Raw genomic sequence first — 23,854 nt, 5'->3', positions numbered from 1 at the left:
ACGTCTGTTTTATTTTTATTTTAACATATCTTGATGACAAATTTTCGCCGCCGCACCTTGTTTCCTGTTTTAGATGCAAGTACAATGAAACAAAGGAATCCATTGTTACGAAAGGAGTCTCCCATGAATTTCGAACGTTTATATATCAACGGGGAATGGGTCACGCCCCAAAGCACGGAACGAATCAAGGTAGAAAATCCCGCGAGCATGTATCGGTTCGCCGCCGTTCCCGTCGCCACCGACGCTGAAGTCGACGCGGCCTGTCGAGCCGCCGCCGATGCCACCTGGCGTTGGCAGGAATCGCCGCTCGCCGCGCGGCTGACGATTTGCGAAAAAATGTTGGCGCAGCTGCTGACCCGCAAAGCGGAAATCGTCGATATTGAAATCAAGGAGCTCGGCGCGCCGAGCCAAATGGCCGAAAAGGTTCATTTCGATTTCCAGGTGGAACGCATGCGTACCTTCATGCGTCTGGCGCAAGAAATCGAATTTCGGGAAGAGTTGGAGCATTCGACATTGTATCGTGAGCCGGTCGGTGTAGTCGCGGCCATTACGCCGTGGAACTATCCGCTCGGTCAGGTCGTGCAGAAAATCATGCCGGCCATTTTGATGGGTAATACCGTTGTTTTGAAACCGAGTCAGCACACGCCGCTTTCCGTATACTACTTGGTGGACGCGTTCCATCAGGCGGGATTGCCTAAAGGCGTTTTAAATCTCGTCACGGGTCGCGGCGGCGATGTCGGCAACGTTTTGGCCTCGCATCCGCTGGTCGACATGGTTTCCTTCACCGGTTCCACTACCGGCGGTATTGAAGTCGGTAAGCACGGTTTGGATTCGGTGAAAAAAATCCACTTGGAGCTCGGCGGCAAATCGCCCTGCGTGATTCTGCCGGGCGCCGATATCGATCAGGCGATCCGAGCCTGTTTCAACTCGCTCCTCTTGAATTGCGGCCAAACGTGCTCGGCGCTGTCCCGCTTGTTGATTCCGGAAGATCAGAAAGAAGCCATCGAAACGCGTTTAGTGGAAATTCTGCAAGAATATCCGGTCGGCGATCCGCGGGAAGAAGGCACGAAGATCGGACCGTTGGCCAGTAAAAAACAATTCACCAAAGTGAAAAAATACATTGAAACGGGTCTTGCCGAAGGCGCGCGCATGCTCACCGGCAGTGTGCCCACCGAACCGATCGGCGGCTACTACGTCCAACCTGTGATTTTCACTGATGTTACCAACGATATGCAAATCGCGCAGGAAGAAATCTTCGGCCCCGTGCTGTGCGTCATTACGTACAAGGACATACCGGATGCGCTGCATATCGCCAACGATACGATTTACGGCCTGAACGCCGCGGTGCACGGACCGTTTGATGAGGCCGTCGCGTTCGCGCGCCGCATTAAATCGGGCAATGTGTATATCAACGACAGCGCGCGCGATGTGACCGCGCCTTTCGGCGGTTACAAAATGAGCGGCATCGGCCGCGAAGGAGGCATTGAGGGTATCTTGGAATTTACCCAGAGTAAAGTCCTCTTTGATCATGACGCGTAATTTACGACAATAAAAAAGAACCGCAGCTGCGGTTCTTTTTTATTTCATTTTTTATCTTTCGCCGGGCGCTTGGCAGCTTGCGGATCTTTTTTCGCCTTTTTATTTTCCTGATCGCTGCCTGCTTCGGCATCGTTCGCCGACACTTTTTCCCGCAACTGCGCCATGATTTCTTTCACCGCATCGCGACGGCGACGATCGTTGGGCGCTACCACTTCAAATTCGAATTGGCCGTCGCCTTTAATAATGTACGGCATCGTGACGCGCGTTTTGGCTTTCTCGTCGTCATCTCCGCCCGCCAACGTATCCGCATCGGTCTTTTTACCTTTATGCAAGTAATCCGGCAGCGTTTCTTTCGCCGGCTCCTGCAACTGAGCGTGATGTCCCGCGGACTCTTCGTCCGGCACCATGCTGACATTGTCTTCCAAAATTTCCACGATCAGCTCGTTATTTTTGTCTTCCTTTTGCAGCTTGTTCAGAAAATCACGGAAATCTTTATACGTTCGCAATCGATCAATAATTTCATCCGTCAAATTGAGTTGCTGTTTTTGGATCAGGTACGGCAACGGCACGACACCGCCGCCGCGCACTTCCAGCGTCATCGGTCCGAGCGGCCGGTCGGCAGGCACCGTAAAGGCGAGCGCTTTGGAAAAGACTTCGCCTCGGTACGGACGCAATTTGACATTGACATAGATAACGTCACCCGGACTTACAACGGCCGGCCGCGCTTTCGCGTCAATGATTTCCGCGACTTCTTTATCTTCCGTCAACGAAAGGGACAAATTGATGCCGCGCAACGCATATTTTTGGAACGGATTTTTCGCCAGCGCTTCCAGCACGTTGTACAGTTCATCGACAGAGCGTTCGCTGACACTCTTGGCCGAGTAGTACATATTATCGCGTTTAAATGTCGGTAGCGACGTATCCTGCGGCAAAAATTCATAGCTGAGTTTGACCGTGCCGCGACCGCCGCGATCAATCGTTTTTTTGACAAGATCGTACGCAGTCGTCGCCGCCAAAATCGGCGTTAAATCGTGATCCTCAACCATGCGCACATTCGCCACGCGATCCGTTTGCGTATCGCGATCCGTCACGTTGACCTGCATCGCCACGGCTTTCGGCGCGCGGCCTTCGATGCCGGCAATCCCCGCGCCGCGATCCTGGTAAATTTTACCGATCTCGCTGCCGATGGAGCCGATCTTAAATGCGGAATTCACTGACGGCACCACCGTGAAAATGTACGAATTGTGCATGAAATAATCCAATTCGCCGCGCTTTAAAAACGGATGCCCGAACGCCACAATACGATTTTCATCGACGTACGTGACCGTACCGATCGCGCCCAATTTCAAATCCCCGGTGACGAGCGTCACCGCGACCGCGCTGCCCGGTTGCAACGCATGCGGCGCGGCGTCATAGTTACCCGCGCCGGCTGTCGCTTGCGGCTGCAATCCGAACGGCGCCAACTTTTGCGTCAGATATTGCAACGACTCGGGCGTAAATCCCGCCGCCATCAACGGCGTGCCCATCGGAATCAGCGGCGGCTCTACCGACGGCGCTTCGTCATGCGCCGCTTTATCCGGCAACGCCCACAGTTTCAGCATGTCGCCAATCGGCGTCACCATGCCCACCGTGCCGTCCGCAAAGCCCCAGCCGTACCCGATCGCGCCGACAAGTTTACCGTCAATATACACGGGACTGCCGCTCATCCCCTGCGCGATGCCGCCGGTTTTTTCAATCACCGGTCCGCTGACTTTGACCAAAATCAAATCGCCGGAAGGGCCGCGCTGTTGGAGTACGCCGAGCACATCGACGTCAAATTCTTCAATCGTGTCGCCCTGCACCACCGTCTTGGCCACGCCGCGCATGCCTTCCCGCACATCCGACGGCGGCATGATGTCGACCGCATTGGCGAAGTAAGTTACTAATGTAAAGAGAAGCGTCAGCAACCATACCGATCGCCGACGCTTTTTGAATACGTTCATATCGCTCCTATTTGGTTTCCACGATCGCGACTTCATCGCCTTTATTAATCGTTGCACCGACTTGCGTTTCCACTTTTGTCACTTTGCCGTCCACCGTAGCCCGCGCTGCCGGCATCGAACCGGCCAACGATTCAACGGAGACAAGCGGCGTGCCTTCTTTAACCTCCGTACCCACCGGCACGACATCGGTTACTTTACCCGTTAATACGGTTGTATGAACCACGGCCTGCGCCATGACGCCGACCACACCCAAAACAGCCAAAGCGGCAGCTAACAATAATGACGCGCGCATGCGTTTTTTGCTTTTTTTCATAGGTATCACCTCACACGCCTATTATACCATATTACTGTTGACGTTTATGCGGAGTGCGGATTTTCAAAGCCCAGCGAATCTCGCAGCAACGGCATTTCCAAGAGTGCTTTACCCGCGCCGATCGCCACCGCGTACAAGGGATCTTCACCGAGATACACCGGCACGCCGAGAAACTGCGTTAAGTAGCGATCCAAACCGCGCAAAAGCGCGCCGCCGCCGACCAGCATAATGCCGTGCGACGAAATCCATTGACTGAGTTCGGGGCGCGTTTGATGCAATATTTCATGCAACGCCTGCGCGATCTGATGTGCGTACGGAATCAGCGCCGGTCGCAACATGGCTGCTGTAATTTCCGTTTGCCGCGGCAAACCGGTTTGACTGTCTTTGCCCGCACACAGCGATGTGGCTGTCGCCTTTTCGTCCAAATCGCAGAAACGTTGCTTCAAGCGTTCACAGGTAAGGGGGCCGAGCAATAATCCCGTTTCCTGCAAGACGATTTTCGCAATCGCCCGATCTAGATCCATGCTGCCGAGCGGCAGCACTTCCGTATCCACCAAACCGTTGGCGTCCACCACAGCCAGATCCGTTTTACCGGCGCCCAAATCGGCGACCAGAAGTCCCGCTGTTTTGGCTTTATCCAAATCGGCGCCGTAGGCTGCGGCGAGAGTGCCCGGCAAGCGCACCGCTTTCCGCGCTCCCAAAGCCGCCGCCGTTCCCAACAGAGCCGCCGCGGCGACATCGCTTTGCCGCCCCGCCAGCGTCATCACCAAACGCGGACGTTTCCATAAGCCCGAAACCTGTCGCCCGACAAGTTCATGTACCAAGTGCGCCGCCGCGGAAAAATCCGTAACGACACCACGTTCCACCGGTCGCACCAAGACAAGTTCCTGCGGTACGCGTCCGGCCAAGGCCGCCGCTTTCGCGCCGAGCGCCACGACTTCACGCGTTTCCCGATCGACCGCCAACACCGAAGGCTCCCGTACCACGACGCCTTCGCCGCGTACATACACTACCGTATTGGCGGAACCCAAATCGACAGCGATATCCGTCGCGCCGACACCGGCCAGCCAATCAAGCAGAGAGTGCGAACGACGTTGCCGCGTCGCGGGTGGTGTCCGCCGCGCACTTTTGCTCCGTACCGATTTACGTTTATTTCCGAACAATGTCTGCTCCCAAACCGCTTAATTTTTCTACAAAATGGTCATAACCGCGATCGATGTGATGCAGATGTCCGACCGACGTCGTTCCGTCCGCCACCAAGCCGGCCAGCACCAAGGCGGCGCCGGCGCGCAAATCGGTCGCTTCGACCGGACAACCTTCCAAACGCTCCACGCCCTCGATCACGGCGCTGCCGCCTTCAATTTTAATTTTGGCGCCCATGCGGGTCAGAGCGTCCACATGCATGAACCGATTTTCAAATACGGTTTCTTTGACCACGCTCGTGCCCTCGGCAATCGTGGTGAGCGCCATAAACTGCGCCTGCATATCGGTCGGGAACCCCGGATACGGCAATGTTTTTACATCGACTGCCCGCAAGCGATCCGGACCGACGACGCGAATGCCGTTGATGTCTTCCACCACGGCCGCACCCGCTTCTTTTAATTTCGCGACCAGCGGTTTAACGTGCTCCGCCAGCGCGTTTTCCACATACACATCCCCGCCCGTCATGGCCGCCGCCACCATAAAAGTACCGGCTTCGATGCGGTCGGGAATGACATTATGCACGACACCGTGCAGTTCCTTTACGCCTTCGATGCGAATCACATTCGTGCCCGCGCCGCGGATGTTTGCGCCCATGCTGTTCAAAAACATCACGAGATCGACAATTTCGGGCTCTTCCGCCGCGTTTTCGATGACCGTGCGACCGTCGGCAAGGCATGCCGCCATCAGCGCGTTTTCGGTCGCGCCGACGCTCGGAAAGTCGAGATAAATCTGCGCGCCTTTCAAACCGTTCGGCACGACGGCTTCCACATAGCCGTGCCCCAAATTAATTTCCGCGCCGAGCGCGGCGAACGCTTTCAAATGCAGATCAATCGGACGAGTGCCGATCGCACAGCCGCCCGGCAGTGAAATTTTTGCCCGTCCCAGGCGCGCCAAAAGCGGCCCCATCACAAGGAACGAAGCCCGCATTTTGCTGACCCATTCGTACGGTGCCTCATAGGATGTCAACTGCGCCGCATCAAAGCGTAATTCATTGTCCGTTTGGGAAACGACAACACCGAGTTGCTCCAACACTTTGCAAATAGTCGTGACATCTTCCAAATGCGGAATCTCCGGCAGAGTGCTCGGAGTAATCGGCAGCATCGTCGCCGCAATAATCGGCAACACGGCGTTTTTGGCGCTCGACACGCGCACTTTGCCGGAAAGCCGGCGACCGCCTTTGATGAATAATTGTTCCAACTGGTTCCTCCACTATCGGGGTTATATTACATCGTAAATCGCAAAATAAAATCGTTTTTTTATATGTGTATTCGAGATATTTATATAATAACAAGTATACCATGCGATTTCAATCGGCTTGAAAATGTAAAAAGAACACGGTTAACCGTGTTCTTTTTCTGTTTCCCAGTCGGAACGAACCACGTGTTCTCCGTTGTCGCTGAGAAAATCACCGATCATAATATACAGTCGTTGCGTGTCCACTTCCAAAGGTTGTGCCAAATCATCCGCGCCTAACGGCTGGATCAATGTAATATCCCGGTACACGGAAAACAGGTACGCCTCGCCGCTGTAAAAAGACGAGTCGTACTCGTAATCCAGCACCTCACTGATCGCCGTGCGAATCGCATTCCCCTGCGTGCGTACATCAACGGCAAACACATCGCTTAAAAGTCCCAAAGGCGCGGCAAATATGTACATGGTTTCCCGCCGTCCGTCTAACGTGACCCGGCGCTTTTTATAATCCATAATCAGCACTCCAATTTGCATTCATTGTAAAAGATTTTTCATAAAATTACAATCTTACGACACGTACAACCGCTTTTAACGGTGATCAAAAGCGAAGCTGCTGTAATGACGTTTGCCAAATTCGTATGCTTACGTTTAATTTTTTTAACATTTTGATTGCTTTCCCGTAATACAAGTGTTTAACGCGTTGCGCTCAGTGCATGCAAGCGCTGTCTGGCGCGCACGAAGGCCGCGTGACGTAAGTTTGCTATTGCGGTTTATGCCATATAATCTTATACTAATGTACAATTGTATTTTTATTTATTGTTTTTAAGGATGGTGGATTATGAAAACTGCTGTAGCGCCGGAAAGGCCCAAAGGAATTTTGGGCTGGATCGAGAGAGTGGGCAACCGCGTTCCCGATATCACGATTTTGTTTATCGGTGCCTTTTTGATTGTCTGCGTTATCTCGGCTCTGATGTCGCCGATCAACTTCTCGTATATTAATCCGGTCACCAAAGAACCGATTCGTATTATCAGCATGCTGACGCCGAGTCAACTCGTTAAATTGATGACGAAGATGGTCACGAATTACTCCGGTTTCCCGCCGCTCGGCATGGTTATCGTAGCGACATTGGGCATCGCTATCGCCGACGGTTCCGGCTATATCCGCGCGGGGCTGCGCAAGTTGCTCGCCGTCACGCCGAAAGCGGCGCTCTCGCCGATTATTATTTTGGCTGGTATGTTGAGCCATATCGGTCCGGATACCGGTTACGTAATCATTATCCCGATTGCCGCCTACATGTTTTACGCGGTAGGCAAGCATCCGCTCGCCGGTATCGCCGCATCGTTCGCCGGTATCGCCGGCGCGTTTGCCGCCAACTACACGCCGAGCGCGATCGACCCCGTTATCCAGGGTTTCACGCAAAGCGCTGCGCAGATTATCGACCCTTCGTATCAAGTCAACATTTTATGTAACTATTTCTATATGTTCGCCGCGACGTTCGCCGTCATCCCTGCCTGCTGGTACATCACCGAAAAAATTGTCGAGCCGTGGCTGTGGAAAATGTATCCGCTTTCGACCGATGCGGATATTGCAGCGGAAACGAACAAGCCGATCACCGCGAAAGAAAATCGCGCGTTCTATGCCGCCAGCGCCTTCCTCATTTTGTTCATGGTCGGTTTGTTCTGGGCGCTGTCCACACCGGATTCCGTATGGCGCGCGCCGGACGGCACGATCGCAAGCTTTAAAGCGCCGGTCATGCAGTCCCTGGTTTCGTTGATCTTCGTCATCGCCGGCGGTACCGGTTTGATCTACGGCATTATGTCGGGTAAATTCAAAAGTCCGAAAGATGTCACCGCCGCGATGGAAGATATGACGCATACGCTCGTTCAATTAATCGTATTCTACTTTTTCGCGGCGCAGTTCCTGTACGCGTTCAACGCGTCGCAGATCGGCGTTCTGCTCGCCGTTTCCGGCGCGGACTTCCTGCGTTCACTGGCGATGCCGCCGCAGCTTACGATCGGCGGAATTATTATTTTCGTCGGCCTGTTGAATTTAATCATTACTTCGGCTTCGGCGAAATGGGCCATCTTGGCGCCGATCTTCGTCCCGATGCTGATGGGTGTCGGTATCGCTCCGGAGCTTACTCAGGTAGCGTTCCGCGTCAGCGACTCGGCGGTCAACGTCGTCACGCCGATGTTCGCGTTTTATCCTTTGATCATTACGTACTGCCAAAAATACGTCAAGGAAGCCGGCATCGGCACGTTGAGTTCCATGATGCTGCCTTATACGATCGGCTTGCTGGTGACATTGTCCATAGTCCTCTACGCGTTCTGGGGTCTCGACCTGCCGCTCGGTCTGCAAGCTTCGTACTTATATCCGCGCCCGTAAGCGCTTAATCAGAGAGAGGAGTCCTGAAATTGGAATACATGAGTCGTGAATCTTTACTGGAACGTTTCTTGCGTTATATCGCTATCCCCAGCCAAAGCGATCCGACCGTCAGCGAAATCCCCAGCACGAAAATGCAGTGGGACATGGTACGCGAGTTGGAAACGGAATTAAAAGAACTGGGCTTGGAAGATATTCATGTGAGCGAGCACGCAGTGCTGACCGCGCGTTTGGCCGCCACCGCCGACGCCCCGGAAGGTACGCCGGTCATCGGTTTTTGTACCCACGTCGATACGGTAGACGTGCAGCTCGATCCGAAAATTTCTCCGCAAGTCGTGGAAAATTATGACGGCGGCGTCATTACGCTCAACAAAGAAAAAAATCTCGTGCTCGATCCGGAAACGGAAACCGCGTTGAAAAATTACGTCGGCGACACGATTGTGACGACGACCGGCCACTCCGTGCTCGGCTCCGATGACAAAGCGGGCGTCGCCGCGGTCATGGGCGCGATCACCGAGCTGGTGAAAAGCGGCGCGCCGCACGGTGAAATTTACCTGGCGTTCGTGCCGGATGAAGAAACCGGTTTGCGCGGCAGTAAAAAAATGGAGCTCGACCGTTTTCCCGTCGACTTCGCGTACACGCTCGACTGCTGCGAAATCGGCGAAGTCGTTTACGAAACGTTTAACGCCGGCAGCGCCGTGATCACCATCCAAGGCATCGCCGCGCACCCGATGTCCGCCAAAGGCAACATGGTCAATCCGGTATTGATCGCCTGCGATTTCGTGCAGTATTTTGATCGCTTGAAAACGCCGGAAAACACGGACGGCACCGACGGTTACATCTGGGTGCAGGGCATTTCGGGCAACCAGTCGAACGCGAGCGTCGAGCTCAACATCCGCGATCATCATCGTGATCGTTACCTCGGCTATAAAGATTACATCGAAAAAGCGGTCGCCTTCTTAAAAGAACGGTATCCGCGCGCGACAATCGAGCTTTCGATGGAAGATGTCTACGCCAATATTAAAGACGCGAAAACACCGGCAAACGAATTCGCCGTCGATCATATTTACACCGCGATGGAACGCCTCGGCATCACGCCGAAAACGCTTTCGATGCGCGGCGGCACCGACGGTTCGTACCTGTCCTCGCAAGGCATTTTCACGCCGAACTTCTTCACCGGCGGTCATAATTTCCACTCGGTATATGAATATTTACCGCTTAATTCCTTAGTGAAATCGTCGGAAATGGTTCGCACCATTATCGATCTCGTTCAGGAAGACGCGAAAAAATAACGCAAACAAAAAGCATCGCCATATGGCGATGCTTTTTTATGTCGCAAATATTACGCTTGCCGGCAATTCGGCTTGCGCGTTTTGAGCAGTACCAACACGATCGGCGTGACAATCACGGCCGCGCCGATCGCTTCCGGAATGCCGTTAGCGATGCAAATGCCAATGATAATATTAACTACCTGATCGAGCGGAACATGACGCATTTCCGCGAATTCTTTGGCGTACAAAATATACGTCAGGCCCATGACCAAGATCGTATTCATCATCGATGTCACCAACGCGGACACCGCGATTTTAACGGCCTGCGCTCCCGGCATGGCGCGGTACACGAGGTACGCGATCAAACCGAGCAGCACGCGCGGCAAGACCGAAATGAGCGGGTTCAAAAACACGATACTCATCAGCGTCGGCGCCACAATATTTTGGAATAAGCTGAAGCAACCGAAAATCAAACCTGTCATCATGCCGACGCGCGGTCCTTCCACAATGCCGCCGATAATCGTCGGAATATGCAGAATGGTCGCTTTCATATAAATGAGGTGAATAAAACCGTAGCCCGTCAAACCGAGCAACGCGGTAATACCGCCTAAAAGGCCGGTGATCACAAGCTGCCGTACCGTCATAAACGGACGCTTCGTCGGCGGCGCTACGCTCGGACGTTCGTCCGCGGGCCGCTCCGCTACTTGCGAATCCGCCTGCAAATCATTAATCGGTGATGTTGCTTCCGTCGTGCGCGGCTTGTCCGCCGCCGGATCTTTTTGCCAATTTTCCATCTTGTTCCTCCGTTCTTATTCCTTTAGGGATATAAGTCGTTACCAGAACCGTATATTGCGCTTGCCCATGCAAGCCGCCGTAAATTAAAAGCATTATAGAGATAATCACCTGCCTTGTCAAGACGGAAGGCTGCCGTTATAATCAAATTTATACGATACGCGTCTTTCGGTATGACAGACGTTACCATGTTGTTTACGCGCAATGCGCTTGCAGATAAATAAATCACGGAAGGAGTCCGTATGGATTGGCTTTATCTTTTCATGGAAGATTACGGCTACTGGGCGCTGTTTTTAACCATGGTTGCGGAAAATATGAATATCCCGATCCCGAGCGAAGTCGTTCTAGGCTTCGCCGGTTATCTCGTACATCGCGGCACTTTCACCTACACGCTCGCCTGCGTGGTCGGCGTCGCGGCGGGACTGGTGGGATCGCTGCTGTCGTACGCTATCGGTTACTACGGCGGCCGTCCTTTCTTACAAAAACATAAACATCTCTTTTTTCTCTCGCAAACGAAACTTTCTTCGGCGGATGATTGGTTTGCCCGCTACGGCGGCATTGCCGTTTTGACCGGCCGTCTGTTACCGGGCATACGCACATTTATTTCGCTGCCCGCCGGAATGGCTCGCTATCCGCTCAAACCCTTCATCTGGTATACCGTGATCGGCACGATTCCCTGGACGATGCTCCTCGTTTGGCTCGGGTTCCAACTGGGCGAGCATTGGGAAGACCTTCTGACCTACGACATGGAACTGTTTATCGGCTCCGTCGTCGTGGCCGCCCTCGCCTACGCCTATTATCATTACCTGCGCAAACGTCGCTCCCAAAATTCGCAAAACGCAAACCGCTCCCATGGCGACAAATAAAGATTAATTTGTCGCGCATGTTGCCGGTTGCCGCATTTTCATTTATTGATTTTGCGCAAGAATAACGATCCGCGAGATTTGCGAGAAAAATAATTGACGACCGCCCGAAACACGGTCAACTTGACGTCTCGCGCCATTCTTTTATAAAAAACAGCCGTCTCTTCGGAGACGGTTTTCTGATGCCGACGTCATAGATTTTTTCCCTTATAAATGATAGAATTATATAGTTAATATTACGGAGGTGCGTGATGAAGGCGGTCATTATTACCGTGAACACGCTGCAACGCGATGAGAACGGCCAGGAAGAAAGTATTGAGCTGACCACAAAGGGCACGTACGAAAAACAAGGCGACGTGCAAATTTTGTGTTACGACGAATCTTCTCTGACCGGACTTACGGGAACGCGGACAACGTTAAAATTGTTTCCGCATTCGCTCGTGCTGATGCGCGACGGTAAGATCACGCAGCAACAGGAATTTTTGCCGGGAACGTCGCAAAAATCACTGTATGAGACCCCCTTTGGCAACGTCACGCTGACGATGTACACGCATGAGCTGACGCATACGCTCACGAACGGCGAGGGAGAAATTGCACTCCGTTACGACGTCGCGCTGGAAGGCGTCCATGCGAATTATAATGAACTGATCATACGCTCACGAGAGGACGGAACGAACTGATGGATTTACGGACGGAAATTGGTGCGGCGCTTACCGACGCGGTCAAAGCGGCCGTCACTAAGGGAACACTTCCCGCCGGCGACTACCCCGAACCTTTTCTGGAACAGCCGCCACAAAAAGAATTCGGCGATTTTGCCACCAATCTCGCCATGCAATCGGCGAAAATCGCACGGCGCGCGCCGCGGCAAATTGCGGACGCGATTCTGGCGGAGCTCGACTCCCCGCTGATTGAACGCGCGGAAATCGCCGGCGCCGGTTTTATCAATTTATTTTTGAAAAACGACGCAGTCTACGATATTTTAAAAGAAATTTTGCGCAAGGGTAATGACTACGGCAACCTGCCGGAAAAAAGCGACGAATACATTCAAGTCGAATACGTCAGCGCCAACCCCACCGGACCGCTCCATATCGGTCACGGCCGCGGCGCGGCGTTCGGCAGTGCGCTGGTGAACCTGCTGCGCGCCGCCGGCTACCCGACGCAGGCGGAGTACTACATCAACGACGCGGGCAACCAAATCGACAATCTCGCGAAATCGGTCGATGCGCGTTACCGTGAACTCTTGGGTGAAACGGTCGAATTTCCGGAGGACGGTTACCACGGCCGCGACATCATTACGACCGCGCAGACGATCATTGATGAGGATGGCGACAAATACTTGACCATGCCCGCCGCCGAACGCCTCGCGATTTTCAAAGAGCGGGCGCTGAACGCGAAACTCAAACGTTTGCGCAAAGATTTGGCGGATTTCCATGTGGAATTCGACCAGTGGTTCAGCGAACGCACCTTGCATCCGGAAGCGATCGAAACGGCGTGCGCCGAACTGAAAGCGCGCGGCAAGCTGTATGAAAAAGAAGGCGCGCTGTGGCTGAACACCACTGAGTACGGCGATGATAAAGATCGCGTTGTCATACGCGCCAACGGCGTCGGCACGTATTTCGCCGCCGATATCGCGTACCACCGCAACAAATATGAACGCGGTTTCACGCAGATGATCAACATCTGGGGCGCCGACCATCACGGTTATGTCGCGCGCGTCAAAGCGGCGCTCACGGCACTCGGCTATGATCCGGATAAACTCGAGATTTTGCTTTTGCAAATGGTCAATCTCTTGCGCGGCGGCGAAGTCGTCAAGATGAGCAAACGTACCGGCAAATCGATTACGCTTGCCGAACTGATCGAAGAAGTCGGCGCCGACGCGGCGCGGTATTTCTTCATCATGCGTTCGCTCGACAGCCAGCTCGACTTTGACATCGACTTGGCAAAATCGCACAGCAATGAAAATCCTGTGTACTACATCCAATACGCCTACGCGCGCATTCACAGTATTTACCGCCAGGCGGAGGAAAATCAGATCGCGTACGGCGCTTGGGAACATGCCGATTTCAGTTTGCTGACGGAACCCGCCGAGCTGGATCTGATTAAACAGATGAGCGAGTATCGCGAGATGATCGCGAACGCGGCCGCTGCGCATGCGCCGCATCGTCTGGCTCGCTATCTCTATGAGCTCGCCGGCCTGTTCCATTCGTTTTATAAACAGTGTCGCATTTTGGGTATTGACCCGGAACGCCAACAGGCGCGTTTAGGACTGATCACAGCGACCAAGTATATTTTATGGCACGGCTTAACCATTCTCGGTGTCAGCGCGCCGGAAAAAATGTAAAGGAGGACGCATGACTAAGTACATATTTGTTACGGGCGGTGTCGTTTCTTCGCTCGGTAAGGGTATCACCGCCGCATCACTCGGCCGTTTACTGAAAAACCGAGGCTATCGGGTCACGATCCAAAAATTCGATCCGTATTTAAATATCGACCCCGGCACGATGAGCCCGTACCAGCACGGTGAAGTCTTCGTAACCGATGACGGCGCAGAAACGGATCTCGACCTCGGTCATTACGAACGCTTTATCGATATCAACTTAAGTCAGCGTTCCAACGTAACAAGCGGCCGCATTTATCAAACCGTCATTTCGCGGGAACGTAAAGGCGATTATCTGGGCGGGACCGTTCAGGTCATTCCGCATGTGACGAACGCGATCAAAGAACAGGTGTTCCGCGTCGGTCAGGAAGTCAATGCCGACGTAGTCATCACCGAAATCGGCGGCACGGTCGGCGATATCGAAAGCCAACCGTTTTTGGAAGCGATTCGCCAGGTGAAAAAAGATATCGGCAAAGAAAACGTTCTGTATATTCATGTGACGCTTCTGCCGTACATCTCCGCTTCCGGCGAATTGAAAACTAAACCGACGCAGCACAGCGTAAAAGAAATGCGCAGTATCGGCATCCAGCCGGATATCATCGTCTGCCGCAGCGAATATCCGATCTCGCAGGAAATGAAAGAAAAGATCGCGTTATTCTGCGACGTCGATGTCGACGCGATCATTGAAAACCGTACCGCGCAAAGCATTTACGAAGTACCTTTGATGATGCAGCATGAAGGTTTGGATAAAATCGTTCTGCGAAAATTACAGCTGGAAGACAAGCCGCTCGACATGAGCGATTGGGAGCATATGGTCGATCGCATGCTCCACCCGCAGGGTGAGCTGGAAGTGGCGCTCGTCGGCAAATACGTTTCGCTCCACGATGCGTATCTTTCCGTCGTCGAGTCGCTCGATCATGCCGGCTATGCGTTTAACCGCAAAGTCAACATTCGCTGGATCGATTCGGAAGAGATTGAATCAGCCGATGATCTCGCACCGCTCTTTGATGGTGTTGACGGTATCGTCGTCCCCGGCGGTTTCGGTTCCCGCGGCGTAGAAGGTAAAATCCGCACGATCCGTTTCGCCCGCGAACATAAAATACCTTACCTCGGTTTATGCCTCGGCATGCAGTGCGCTGTGATGGAATTCGCCCGCAACGTCTGCGGCATTGAAGATGCGATCTCGAGCGAATTTGATACCGACGCTGCACATCCGGTCATTGACCTGATGCCCGATCAGGTCGATATTGAGGATAAAGGCGGCACCATGCGCTTGGGTCTGTACCCCTGCAAGTTGGTCGACGGCACGCGTTCCCGCGAACTTTACGGGGAAGAATTGGTGTATGAGCGCCATCGCCACCGTTACGAATTCAACAACGCGTATCGTAAGCAACTGACCGACGCCGGTTTAATTCTCGCCGGCACCAGTCCCGATGAACGTCTGGTGGAAATTGTCGAAGTCAAAGATCATCCCTTCTTTGTCGCCGTGCAGTTCCATCCGGAATTCAAATCGCGTCCGAATAATCCGCATCCGCTGTTTTACGGATTCATTCAGGCGATGGAAGAAGAATCAAAATAAAATCAGAAAACACCGGAGATCTCCGGTGTTTTTTTGCGTAAAAAAGAGCTGCCGCGGAAGCTCTTTTCTTTTTCTTTTACTCTTTCATTAACTCTGTTTTTCGTGTGCCCGCGCGTAAAAATACCACCGGAATCATAATGAGTCCGACTTGTCCCATCAGCGGATACAGGATGCCGATCAATTTACCGAAACCGATCTGCGCGCCGAAGTACGCCACAATCCCCAAGACCACCGTCACCGCGAGCATCGGCGTACGACTGAGGCCAAAGCCCTGAATGCGGTTCAGCACGAGCCAAAACATCGGCGCTGCCGTGGAGTAAATCCCCAACAAAAGCACCACGGAGAAAATCATCGCGAGGATCGGCAGATGTTGTTCCGCCAGGAACAGATTCGGCACTTCGAGGGTCACGATCTGATCCGGATAGCAAAGCATCGCGAAGACGATCATGATGACCGACAACATCAGGAAAACGCCGCCCATCACTCCGCCCCAAATCGCTTCTTGGCGATTGCGCGCGCGCGTGCCGAGTCCGGCGAGGAAAGGAATTCCGCCCAAAACCATACATGCGGCATACAGCACCCCGCTGAACCAAGCGGTATCCAGCCAGGCGTACGCGCCGAACCACCAGCCGGCGGTCGCGCGCAAATCGAAGAGCGCCTGCACCTGCGCCGCCGTCAAATCATTGCCGTAATACGTACCGGTAAAAGCGGTAACGATACCGATTAAAATCGTAAACACGGTGATGACCGGCCCGATTGCGCCGATAATATCGACTAAACCGTTCAAGCCGAGCAATACGGTCACGACGCAAATGATGGCCATGCCGAGTTTGCCGATTTCCGCACCGATGCCGAAGTATTCACCGGCCACGGCGCCGGATCCGGCGAACATAATGGAAACGACGCAGAAAAGGCAAACGATCGTGAAAATTTCCAAAATGTAGCCGATGTATTTACCGCAATAGTAACGGAAAATTTCCGTCTGCACGGTCAAATTCAATTCATGTCCTTTGACCATCAAGGCCGCGCCCATCGCGGCGAAAAGAAACATGCTGACGAGCGCGCCGATGTAGCCTGCCGGTCCGTAAGAGGTGAAAAATTGCAACACTTCCTGGCCGGTGGCAAATCCCGAACCGATCGTAAACGCGATGTAAGCCCCCGCCAGTTTCACGACGTTCCAAATGCTTACCTGCTGTTGCATGACGCTCCCTCCACTTCTTTTTCTACGGCCGCCAAACGCAGCAGGAGTTCCGTCAAATCACGCGGCACACGCAAACGGATATGGCGTTTACCGATCCCGTCAAAATCTTCGCCACGTTCGGTGATAATGCCGTGTCGCAGCATCACATCAAATAAATTAAGATCGCGTTCCGTATACAAAAGCACGATCGGCACCGTATCGCCGGTAACGGATGCCTGCAATACGGAAAGCGACTCCAGCAAGCGAGCTTTATTCGCCGCGATCTGCGTTCTGGAGTGCGCGATGTGTTCGCGGTCACGCAACGCGATCGGCGTCAAACGGGCGGCGGTTTCGGTGACAACCATTTCCGCCGGCAATTTCCGCATGATCGGCATAAATGCTTGCGGCAAGACCGCGTAACCCGTCCGCAGACCGGCCAAGCCGAACCCTTTCGAGAGCGTTTTGACGACAATCACATTCGGATACTTATTGACCAAAGCGACCGCCGAATTTTCCAGCGGCATAAAATCGCCGTACGCTTCATCGACGATCACCATCGTGTCTTGCGCCGCCGCTTTTTGCGCCAGCTGCTCGATGTCCGCCAGCGGAATGATTTGACCGGTCGGGTTATTCGGGTTATCCAAATACACGAGCGTATGCTCCGGACGCAACGCTTCGATAAAGCGCGCGACGGAAAAACGGAACTGCTCTTCTTCTCGCAACGCGACGACGGTGAGTTGCGCGCCCATCGCGCGCATATCGGTCGTCGCGGAAGAAAACGTCGGTTCGCCGACGAGAACATGCGTTCCCTCATCAATAAAAAGTCGATTCAGATCAATCAACATGCCCATCGATCCCGTGTGAATTGCAAGTTGTTCCGGTGAAATTTCCGACGCCGGCGCGAGGTATTCGCAAATCGCCGCGCGCAGTTCACGGTACGGATAGCTCGGATACGGCGAGATGCCGCTGAATGTTTCCCGATACAATTCCTCCGTCAGTTGCGGCGTGTAGCCGAACGGATTGATCCCGAGCGAACAATCGATCGCGTCGTCGGGAATCGTGTCACCGTGCACGTAACTTTGCACTTTGTAATCTGCTAAACTGTGTCGAATTCTGTATTTCATACTGCCCCTCCTACCATGCTGCGACTTTATCGATTAATTCTTATTATTATAATATGATCCCCGCTGTTACGCAATGCGCGATGTTTTCAGTAACCGTACGTCAAACGTAAATACATGCTGACCGCAACGCCCGCCGTCAAGAGCGCCATCACCAAGTAATCGCGACGTTGCGGCGTCACGGCGCGGGTAAAGCGCGTGGTGCCGGCGCCGAAACCGCGAAGCTCCAGTGAAAGCGCCATCGTTTCCGAACGCGCGAGCGATTTCAAAACGAGCGGTTGCACTACGCCGAGATACGCTTTACTGCGGCGCAGATAATGCCCGTTCTGCGGCACGCCGCGGCAGGCCTGCGCCTCGAGTACCGCTTTATTTTCCGCCAGAAAATCCGGCACGAAACGCAGCGCCGCCGTGAACATGAACGCGTATTCATACGGGATGTGCAACTGCGTCACGACCGCGGCCGTCAAATCCTGCAATCGCGTCGTCGTCAGCACCAAGAGGAAAACGCCCGCCAACGCCAACATCCGCAAACCAGCGACATACGCGGACTGCAGCGTGCCGCCGCCGAGGTATTGAATGACGCCCAGAAGGAGCGCGAAGAAAACAAATGCCAACAACGCTTTGCGATTTTGTTGCAACACGCCGGCGGCGATAAAAATAACGATTTCCGCGAGAAACAGCGCAAAGAGCGCCGGCGGACTTTGCAAAAACAAAACGGCGAGCGACACCGCGACAATCATGAAAATTTTTGTTAAAGGAACCAAGCGCGTCATTGTGCACCTCCGTCATCGGTATGATGGGAAACGTCCCGCCCGTCGCGATACATGCTTGCCAAAAATTGTTGCGGCTCGCCGTTATAAACGACGCGACCGTCGGCCAACATCACGACGCGTTGCGCGTACCGTTGTACCACATCGGGCGCGTGCGTGACCAAAATAATTCCCAATCCCGCTGCCGTCAATTTCGTTAAAATCTGCATCAACTGTCGGATATCCGCCGGCGAAATGCCGCTCGTCGGTTCATCAAGGATGAGAAATTCCGTGCCGAGCGCCACTGCCGAAGCCAATGCGACACGTTGCTTTTTCGCTCGGGAAAGAAGCGGCGGGTACGCGTCGCGATCTTCTTCCAGTCCGCATAACTTCAGCGCCGCCTCCGCTTTCGCGCGGGTCTCTACCTTGTCGCGTCCCTGCTCGAGCGGGCCGAATGCGATTTCATCGTACACCGTGGTGCAAAAAAGTTGTCGATCCGCCTGTTGAAATACGTACCCCAAAAAACGACTGCGTTCACTCGCGGATAATTTCGTCAGTTCCCGACCGTTCAGCTCGATGCGTCCGGAGGTCGGCCTTTCCAATCCCATTAAAAGTCGTGTCAATGTCGTTTTACCGCTGCCGTTTTTGCCGACCAACGCGGTAATTTCACCGGCCGCGAAAACCAGCGAAAGATCATGAATCACTTCGCGACCGTCGGGGTACGCAAAACGCAAATGCTCCGTTTTCAGCATGTGGCCCTCCCCGCGACGAAATCCGACTCCGTCGCTTCCTGATACCGATCGGGCAATAAATCACGGAACGTGGCGTCCGCCTGCATGCGACCGACCACTTCAGCGAATGCGCCCACCATAACCAAACGTCCTTCATCTAACAGCGCGGCGCGCTTGGCGTACGGCGCGACTTCCGCCAACTGCGATTCCGTAACGACAACGGTCAAACCGTCTCGCCGATTCAGCGTGCCGAGCAATTCGTAAAACGCTTGCGTGCCTTCCGGATCGAGCGCCGAGGTCGGCTCATCGACGACCAATATCTGCGGCTCCGTCGCGAGCACCGACGCGATGACCAAACGTTGACGCTGACCGCCGGAAAGCGTCGCCACATTGCGTTCTTCCAAGCCGCTCAGCCCGACTTTCGCTAAGGCCTCCGCGCTGCGGCGCGCAACCTCTTCGGCAGCGTAACCGCGATTTTCCAAGGCGAATTCCATTTCTTCGGCGACGGTCAACGTCACCAACTGCGCATCATAATCCGGTAAAATCGTGCCGACTTTGGTCGCGATCTCCGCGATACTGTGCTGCGTAATCGCCATGTCTTCCACAAAAACCATGCCGCGCATGACGCCGCCGTAGTAATGCGGAACTGCGCCGCAGAGTGCGGACATCAGCGTCGTTTTACCGGCTCCCGCCGCGCCCGCCAACACCAGGAAATCGCCGCGTTCAACGGTCAGATTGATATCGTGCAACGCGTCCGCTGTTGCCTGCGGATACCGATAACTCAAATGTTCGATGGAAAACGCCGCGTCCTGTTGCGGCCGTAAAGTAAGTCCCGCATGCGACACGGTAGCGACTTCCGCTTGCGTCGTCAGCGAAGCATGCAGCAGCTTTTGCGCCGGCGCGTACAAAACCGGCGTGATAACGCCGTTAATGACCGCGACCAAACCGACCGCCGGTAGCATCGCATACAAATACACATTGGTCGCAATCCCGAGCATGTATGTCATCAGCGATACGAAAACGAAACCGCTGCTCAATGTGGCGACGCCGCCGCAGAGCGCGCTCAGGATGCTTTTTTGCCGAACGTGCGGCAAAATCAGATGTGCGAAACACGCGGCCGTCATCGCGCCTAACGGTTCGCTGATCAGATTGCCGTAGGGAAAGCCCGATTTCGAAGTCAGAATTTCGATACAGGCCGCCACCATGCCGATGCCGAAACATTGACGATACGTCGGTTTCGTCAGCAAAATCGCCACGCAATACGTCGCGATCATCCAATTCGGCGTGAACCCCGCGATGGAGGGGGACGCGATATGTAAAATCGTCCCGATGGAAAGCAACAAAGTCGAAACGGTCAACCAGCGAAATTGCCCGCCGCGTGTTTTTTGAAATACCAATGTTTGTGTTTGCATGTTATCTCCTTTCCGATGCGGACAATAAAAAAGCCTCCCGTCCACATCCATATCCAAATGATATGGGGACGAAAGGTATCCTTCCGCGGTGCCACCCCGCTTGACTGTTATCAGTCCGGCTTACTACGTACGGCGATTTGCGATACGCGCTTCGGGATAGCGGCCGAAGGTGCCGTCGACGCCTACCCCGCGCAGCGGATCGGGTCGTATCTCCCGGGCCCATTCGCGTCGTCCTCCCGCGCCGATCTTCCACTGTCACCGGCTCGCTTTAGCGTTTGTTACGACGGTACTCTTCCCGTTCATCGATGATTTCATTTAATTACAGGTAGAATAGCACAAAAAAATAGCAGTGTCAATTTTTCTCCAAAATACTTTTAACGTGTATCATGACTGTCTTAACGAATCCGCGTGAGCACGGTTTTCCGATGTTATAATAAAAAAAGAATGGATTGTCTGTGGTATATGGGAGGCAATGTGAGTTCATTTACCGTGTGGCATTGGGGCGGAATTTTTCTCGCCTTTGCCGCCGTCTTTATCACGATTTTTGCGACCGCGCAAAAATCATCTTTAGAAAATTTCAGCGTGGGCGGCCGCGCGTCCGGTCCGTGGCTTGTCGCCGGCGCGCTCGTCGGCACGATCGTCGGCGGCTCGGCCACCGTCGGTACCGCGCAAGGCGCCGTGAGCGCCGGTTTTTCCGCTTGGTGGTTTACTTTCGGCTCGACGCTCGGCTTTATTCTGTTGGGTAAAGTATACGCCGGACCGCTGCGCGCAAGCGGCTTAAAAACCATCGCCGAATATATCGCAGCGCGCTACGGCAAAATGGCGGGCATGGCGACTTCCATCGTGTCCGTCTTGGGTATTTTCTTTTCGCTCGTCGCGAGCGGCTTGGCCGGCATTCATTTCATGCAAATTTTATTTCCCGTCTCGGAACTGACGGGCACTGTGTTGCTGCTCGTCATTGTCGTGTTGTATGTTTTGGCCGGTGGCATTCGCGGCACAGCGGTGTCCGGCATCGTCAAAACGGTGTTGCTCTACACCACGCTGATCATCGCGGGCGTTTACGCCTGGCGCGGCTTGGCGCAACTTCCCGCGGCCACGGTATGGCACGCCGACTGGCTTTGGCCGCAAGGGGGCAGCGGCTGGCGCATGTTTGCGACAAACTGTCTTTCCGTCATTATCGGTGTCGCCGTGACGCAATCGTATGCGCAGGCGCTGTACAGCGCGCGTGACGCCGAAACCGCGGCGCGCGGCAGTTACTTGGCGGCGGCGCTTTGCATGCCGGTCGGGTTGCCGCTGATTTTAATCGGCATTCATACGCACTTTATGACACCGTCGATCGACGCCGTCACCGCGTTGCCGATGTTCATGCAGATGCACTTGCCGTCGCTTTTGGCGGGGTTGGGGATCGGCGCGATTTTGCTTTCCATCATCGGCTCGATCGCCGGACTTTCGTTGGGTGCCGCCACCTCGATTGCCGTCGATATCTTCGAGTCGGGTTTCGGCGTAAAGGGACAAAAGCGGCTGCTTTTCATTTTGCAGGCGGCGCTGATTATGCTTGTGCTCGCCGCTTTTTCGGTTTCGTTATACCGCTACCACTCCCAGATTCTCTACTGGAATTTCCTTTCCTTTTCGCTGCGCGGCGCGGGCGTTTTCTTACCCTTTTTACTCGCCATTTACGCCAAAGGACCGACCTCGGAAAAAAGCACGACGGCGAATATTCTTTTCTCCACTCTGATCGCCGTGCTTTCCATCGGTAACGATACCTTCACGCTCAATCCTCTCTACGTGGGCATCGGCACCTCCGCCTGCTGGCTGCTCGTGGAAACGATTTGGCGGCGCATTGATCGTCACTAAGTTGCCGGATTTCATCATCGCAATGCTATAATAAAATCAATTCGAATTCGGTTATATGTTCAGAAACGGTTATTCATTATGAAAAAACACAATCTCCGTTGGTTCGCGCGCGTCAGTCTGCTCGCGGCCATTGCCGCCGTATTGATGCTGTGGCAATTTCCGCTGCCGCTGATGCCCGCTTTTTTAACGCTGGATATCAGCGATGTGCCCGTCGTCGTCGGCGCGCTTTTGTTCGGCTGGCCCGCCGGCGCCGCCATCGCCATCTTAAAAAATTTATTGCATCTGCCCGTGTCATCCACTTTCGGTATCGGTGAAATCGCCAACGCGACGTTGGCGCTCACTTATATTACCGTTGCAACGCTGCTGCGCCGTTGGGGATGGCTCGCATATGTGGCGGCCACCTGCGCCATTGCCGGCGTCGCCGTATTTCTCAACTTTACGTTGCTGCTGCCGCTCTATCAATCCGCATTCGGCATCTCGACCGCGCAACTTTTGGCCATGTCCGCGCGCGCCGGTTCCCAACTCATCACCGTCTGGGATTTCATGTGGTGGGTGATCGTGCCTTTCAATCTCATCAAAGGCGGCTTGATCACACTCCTTGCCCTGCCGATTTACCGCCGTCTGCGTACGATGCCGCGGCAATAAAAAAGTCCTCGCCAAGCGAGGACTTTTTTACTTATTCTAATTATTTAACGTCGTAGTCAAATTCATTGATCGATCTTTTGCTGTCTATGTTTTGTTCTTTAAGAAATTCCATTTCTTTCAATCCTTTAGATTTTGCGACAACTGATTTAGGAAACGACACGATTTCTTGATTTATTATGCTGATATTGTTATTGACGATTCTTTTCGCAGCTGCTAATTGTTCATTTTCGTCGCTGATTTCATCTTGTAAATTGATGAATTCTTGTGATGATTTAAGGTCCGGGTAGCTTTCAGCAAGTGCAAATATTTTGCTGATTTCTTTGTCTTGGTTTTGTATTGTGGCGTTGAATTCTTTGATATTTGCATTTTGGCGAAGTTGAATTACATCTGAAAAAGTTGAGGCTTCATGTTTTGCGTATGATTTGGCTACTTTTATCATTTCACAAATTGTGTCGTATCTTTTAGCTAGTGCAATGTCCACGTTTTTCTTGGATTCGTCTATTACGACTTTGTATCGGTTAAATCTATTCGATGTTTTTACCCACCAAATTAATACTATTAAAATGATTAATGCAATTATTCCAATTGCTGTGAATTCCGAATTTAAAAATCTGTCCATAATTTCTCCTTATAATTTTTCACCTATTATATCTATTAGAGAGTAAAATC

General features: G+C 53.4%; 21 protein-coding genes and 1 other annotated feature. Of the genes, 9 read left to right on the top strand and 12 right to left on the bottom strand.

The window, feature by feature from the left end; genetic code table 11:
* Positions 1-123: 123 nt before the first annotated feature.
* Complete coding sequence (locus KIB08_RS04745) at positions 124-1,539, top strand: aldehyde dehydrogenase family protein (RefSeq protein ID WP_303990266.1); 1,416 nt, start codon at positions 124-126, stop codon at positions 1,537-1,539.
* 44 nt (positions 1,540-1,583) lie between these two features.
* Here KIB08_RS04745 and KIB08_RS04740 read toward each other — a convergent pair whose 3' ends face one another.
* The 5 genes from KIB08_RS04740 to KIB08_RS04720 all read right to left on the bottom strand — a co-directional run bounded on the left by KIB08_RS04740 (position 1,584) and on the right by KIB08_RS04720 (position 6,741).
* A complete protein-coding gene (locus tag KIB08_RS04740; protein ID WP_303990263.1) occupies positions 1,584-3,521 on the bottom strand; it encodes a SpoIVB peptidase S55 domain-containing protein in 1,938 nt (645 codons plus the stop codon).
* Between the two features lie 7 nt (positions 3,522-3,528).
* A complete protein-coding gene (locus tag KIB08_RS04735) occupies positions 3,529-3,834 on the bottom strand; it encodes an acetyl-CoA carboxylase biotin carboxyl carrier protein subunit domain protein (RefSeq protein WP_303990261.1) in 306 nt (101 codons plus the stop codon).
* 44 nt (positions 3,835-3,878) lie between these two features.
* The gene (locus KIB08_RS04730) at positions 3,879-4,997 is read right to left on the bottom strand and encodes a rod shape-determining protein (RefSeq protein WP_303990258.1); all 1,119 of its coding nucleotides are present in this window, start codon (positions 4,995-4,997) and stop codon (positions 3,879-3,881) included.
* The gene (gene murA / locus KIB08_RS04725; RefSeq protein WP_303990254.1) at positions 4,984-6,234 is read right to left on the bottom strand and encodes a UDP-N-acetylglucosamine 1-carboxyvinyltransferase; all 1,251 of its coding nucleotides are present in this window, start codon (positions 6,232-6,234) and stop codon (positions 4,984-4,986) included. Before murA ends, KIB08_RS04730 begins: the two co-directional genes overlap by 14 nt.
* A 141-nt stretch (positions 6,235-6,375) precedes the next feature.
* Positions 6,376-6,741, bottom strand: a complete 366-nt coding sequence (locus KIB08_RS04720; protein WP_303990251.1) for a hypothetical protein — start codon at positions 6,739-6,741, stop codon at positions 6,376-6,378.
* Positions 6,742-7,066: 325 nt separating this feature from the next.
* Between KIB08_RS04720 and KIB08_RS04715 the strand changes: the two genes are divergently transcribed.
* Complete coding sequence (locus KIB08_RS04715) at positions 7,067-8,614, top strand: AbgT family transporter (protein ID WP_303990248.1); 1,548 nt, start codon at positions 7,067-7,069, stop codon at positions 8,612-8,614.
* A gap of 38 nt (positions 8,615-8,652) precedes the next feature.
* The gene (gene pepT, locus KIB08_RS04710) at positions 8,653-9,903 is read left to right on the top strand and encodes a peptidase T (RefSeq protein ID WP_303990422.1); all 1,251 of its coding nucleotides are present in this window, start codon (positions 8,653-8,655) and stop codon (positions 9,901-9,903) included.
* 50 nt (positions 9,904-9,953) lie between these two features.
* Here the strand turns inward: pepT and KIB08_RS04705 are convergent, their stop codons facing one another.
* The gene (locus KIB08_RS04705) at positions 9,954-10,676 is read right to left on the bottom strand and encodes an ECF transporter S component (protein ID WP_303990245.1); all 723 of its coding nucleotides are present in this window, start codon (positions 10,674-10,676) and stop codon (positions 9,954-9,956) included.
* Positions 10,677-10,916: 240 nt separating this feature from the next.
* Between KIB08_RS04705 and KIB08_RS04700 the strand changes: the two genes are divergently transcribed.
* The 4 genes from KIB08_RS04700 (at position 10,917) to KIB08_RS04685 (ending at position 15,493) form a co-directional block, all read left to right on the top strand.
* Complete coding sequence (locus tag KIB08_RS04700) at positions 10,917-11,540, top strand: DedA family protein (protein ID WP_303990242.1); 624 nt, start codon at positions 10,917-10,919, stop codon at positions 11,538-11,540.
* A gap of 248 nt (positions 11,541-11,788) precedes the next feature.
* On the top strand, positions 11,789-12,217 hold the full coding sequence (locus KIB08_RS04695; protein ID WP_034437003.1) for a DUF1934 domain-containing protein: 429 nt from the start codon (positions 11,789-11,791) through the stop codon (positions 12,215-12,217).
* Positions 12,217-13,878 (top strand): arginine--tRNA ligase, encoded by a 1,662-nt coding sequence (gene argS / locus KIB08_RS04690; protein WP_303990238.1) that lies wholly within the window; start codon positions 12,217-12,219, stop codon positions 13,876-13,878. The genes KIB08_RS04695 and argS overlap by 1 nt, the downstream gene beginning before the upstream one ends.
* A gap of 10 nt (positions 13,879-13,888) precedes the next feature.
* Positions 13,889-15,493, top strand: coding sequence for a CTP synthase (locus KIB08_RS04685; protein WP_303990234.1), 1,605 nt, complete (start codon positions 13,889-13,891; stop codon positions 15,491-15,493).
* Between the two features lie 76 nt (positions 15,494-15,569).
* Here the strand turns inward: KIB08_RS04685 and KIB08_RS04680 are convergent, their stop codons facing one another.
* From KIB08_RS04680 to KIB08_RS04660, 5 genes are all read right to left on the bottom strand, one after another.
* Entirely contained in the window at positions 15,570-16,694 is a 1,125-nt protein-coding gene (locus tag KIB08_RS04680) for a YkvI family membrane protein (RefSeq protein WP_303990231.1), read from the bottom strand.
* Positions 16,679-17,797, bottom strand: coding sequence for a pyridoxal phosphate-dependent aminotransferase (locus KIB08_RS04675; RefSeq protein WP_303990229.1), 1,119 nt, complete (start codon positions 17,795-17,797; stop codon positions 16,679-16,681). Before KIB08_RS04675 ends, KIB08_RS04680 begins: the two co-directional genes overlap by 16 nt.
* A gap of 86 nt (positions 17,798-17,883) precedes the next feature.
* Positions 17,884-18,567 carry an energy-coupling factor transporter transmembrane component T family protein gene (locus KIB08_RS04670; RefSeq protein ID WP_303990227.1) on the bottom strand — a complete coding sequence of 228 codons (684 nt, stop codon included), beginning with the start codon at positions 18,565-18,567 and terminating at the stop codon, positions 17,884-17,886.
* Positions 18,564-19,295, bottom strand: coding sequence for an energy-coupling factor ABC transporter ATP-binding protein (locus tag KIB08_RS04665; protein ID WP_303990223.1), 732 nt, complete (start codon positions 19,293-19,295; stop codon positions 18,564-18,566). Before KIB08_RS04665 ends, KIB08_RS04670 begins: the two co-directional genes overlap by 4 nt.
* The gene (locus tag KIB08_RS04660) at positions 19,289-20,686 is read right to left on the bottom strand and encodes an energy-coupling factor ABC transporter ATP-binding protein (protein WP_303990221.1); all 1,398 of its coding nucleotides are present in this window, start codon (positions 20,684-20,686) and stop codon (positions 19,289-19,291) included. The genes KIB08_RS04665 and KIB08_RS04660 overlap by 7 nt, the downstream gene beginning before the upstream one ends.
* A gap of 61 nt (positions 20,687-20,747) precedes the next feature.
* Positions 20,748-20,998, bottom strand: a binding site (T-box leader).
* A 162-nt stretch (positions 20,999-21,160) separates the two neighbouring features.
* Here KIB08_RS04660 and KIB08_RS04655 point away from each other — a divergent pair.
* Together KIB08_RS04655 and KIB08_RS04650 are read left to right on the top strand one after the other, a co-directional pair.
* Entirely contained in the window at positions 21,161-22,540 is a 1,380-nt protein-coding gene (locus tag KIB08_RS04655) for a sodium:solute symporter family protein (RefSeq protein WP_303990217.1), read from the top strand.
* A gap of 78 nt (positions 22,541-22,618) precedes the next feature.
* Positions 22,619-23,185 (top strand): ECF transporter S component, encoded by a 567-nt coding sequence (locus KIB08_RS04650; RefSeq protein ID WP_159822673.1) that lies wholly within the window; start codon positions 22,619-22,621, stop codon positions 23,183-23,185.
* A gap of 40 nt (positions 23,186-23,225) precedes the next feature.
* On the opposite strand, the gene KIB08_RS04645 is transcribed toward KIB08_RS04650, so the two are convergent.
* Positions 23,226-23,804 (bottom strand): LemA family protein, encoded by a 579-nt coding sequence (locus KIB08_RS04645; protein WP_159822675.1) that lies wholly within the window; start codon positions 23,802-23,804, stop codon positions 23,226-23,228.
* Between the last annotated feature and the right edge of the window lie 50 nt (positions 23,805-23,854).

It is taken from the genome of Negativicoccus succinicivorans, assembly GCF_018372215.1.
Classification (GTDB): Bacteria; Bacillota; Negativicutes; order Veillonellales; family Negativicoccaceae; genus Negativicoccus.
The sequence above is the reverse complement of the archived record's forward strand: the minus strand, read 5'-3'. Positions and strand labels throughout refer to the sequence as shown.

Excerpts from the sequence above, each read along its gene's own strand:
- KIB08_RS04650 (WP_159822673.1), top strand. The coding sequence starts at position 22,619 with ATGAAAAAACACAATCTCCGTTGGTTCGCGCGCGTCAGTCTGCTCGCG.
- KIB08_RS04715 (WP_303990248.1), top strand. The coding sequence starts at position 7,067 with ATGAAAACTGCTGTAGCGCCGGAAAGGCCCAAAGGAATTTTGGGCTGG.
- KIB08_RS04675 (WP_303990229.1), bottom strand. The coding sequence starts at position 17,797 with ATGAAATACAGAATTCGACACAGTTTAGCAGATTACAAAGTGCAAAGT.
- KIB08_RS04735 (WP_303990261.1), bottom strand. The coding sequence starts at position 3,834 with ATGAAAAAAAGCAAAAAACGCATGCGCGCGTCATTATTGTTAGCTGCC.
- KIB08_RS04665 (WP_303990223.1), bottom strand. The coding sequence starts at position 19,295 with ATGCTGAAAACGGAGCATTTGCGTTTTGCGTACCCCGACGGTCGCGAA.
- KIB08_RS04720 (WP_303990251.1), bottom strand. The coding sequence starts at position 6,741 with ATGGATTATAAAAAGCGCCGGGTCACGTTAGACGGACGGCGGGAAACC.
- argS (WP_303990238.1), top strand. The coding sequence starts at position 12,217 with ATGGATTTACGGACGGAAATTGGTGCGGCGCTTACCGACGCGGTCAAA.
- KIB08_RS04745 (WP_303990266.1), top strand. The coding sequence starts at position 124 with ATGAATTTCGAACGTTTATATATCAACGGGGAATGGGTCACGCCCCAA.
- KIB08_RS04700 (WP_303990242.1), top strand. The coding sequence starts at position 10,917 with ATGGATTGGCTTTATCTTTTCATGGAAGATTACGGCTACTGGGCGCTG.
- KIB08_RS04740 (WP_303990263.1), bottom strand. The coding sequence starts at position 3,521 with ATGAACGTATTCAAAAAGCGTCGGCGATCGGTATGGTTGCTGACGCTT.
- KIB08_RS04670 (WP_303990227.1), bottom strand. The coding sequence starts at position 18,567 with ATGACGCGCTTGGTTCCTTTAACAAAAATTTTCATGATTGTCGCGGTG.
- KIB08_RS04660 (WP_303990221.1), bottom strand. The coding sequence starts at position 20,686 with ATGCAAACACAAACATTGGTATTTCAAAAAACACGCGGCGGGCAATTT.
- KIB08_RS04685 (WP_303990234.1), top strand. The coding sequence starts at position 13,889 with ATGACTAAGTACATATTTGTTACGGGCGGTGTCGTTTCTTCGCTCGGT.
- KIB08_RS04680 (WP_303990231.1), bottom strand. The coding sequence starts at position 16,694 with ATGCAACAGCAGGTAAGCATTTGGAACGTCGTGAAACTGGCGGGGGCT.
- KIB08_RS04705 (WP_303990245.1), bottom strand. The coding sequence starts at position 10,676 with ATGGAAAATTGGCAAAAAGATCCGGCGGCGGACAAGCCGCGCACGACG.
- pepT (WP_303990422.1), top strand. The coding sequence starts at position 8,653 with ATGAGTCGTGAATCTTTACTGGAACGTTTCTTGCGTTATATCGCTATC.
- KIB08_RS04695 (WP_034437003.1), top strand. The coding sequence starts at position 11,789 with ATGAAGGCGGTCATTATTACCGTGAACACGCTGCAACGCGATGAGAAC.
- KIB08_RS04645 (WP_159822675.1), bottom strand. The coding sequence starts at position 23,804 with ATGGACAGATTTTTAAATTCGGAATTCACAGCAATTGGAATAATTGCA.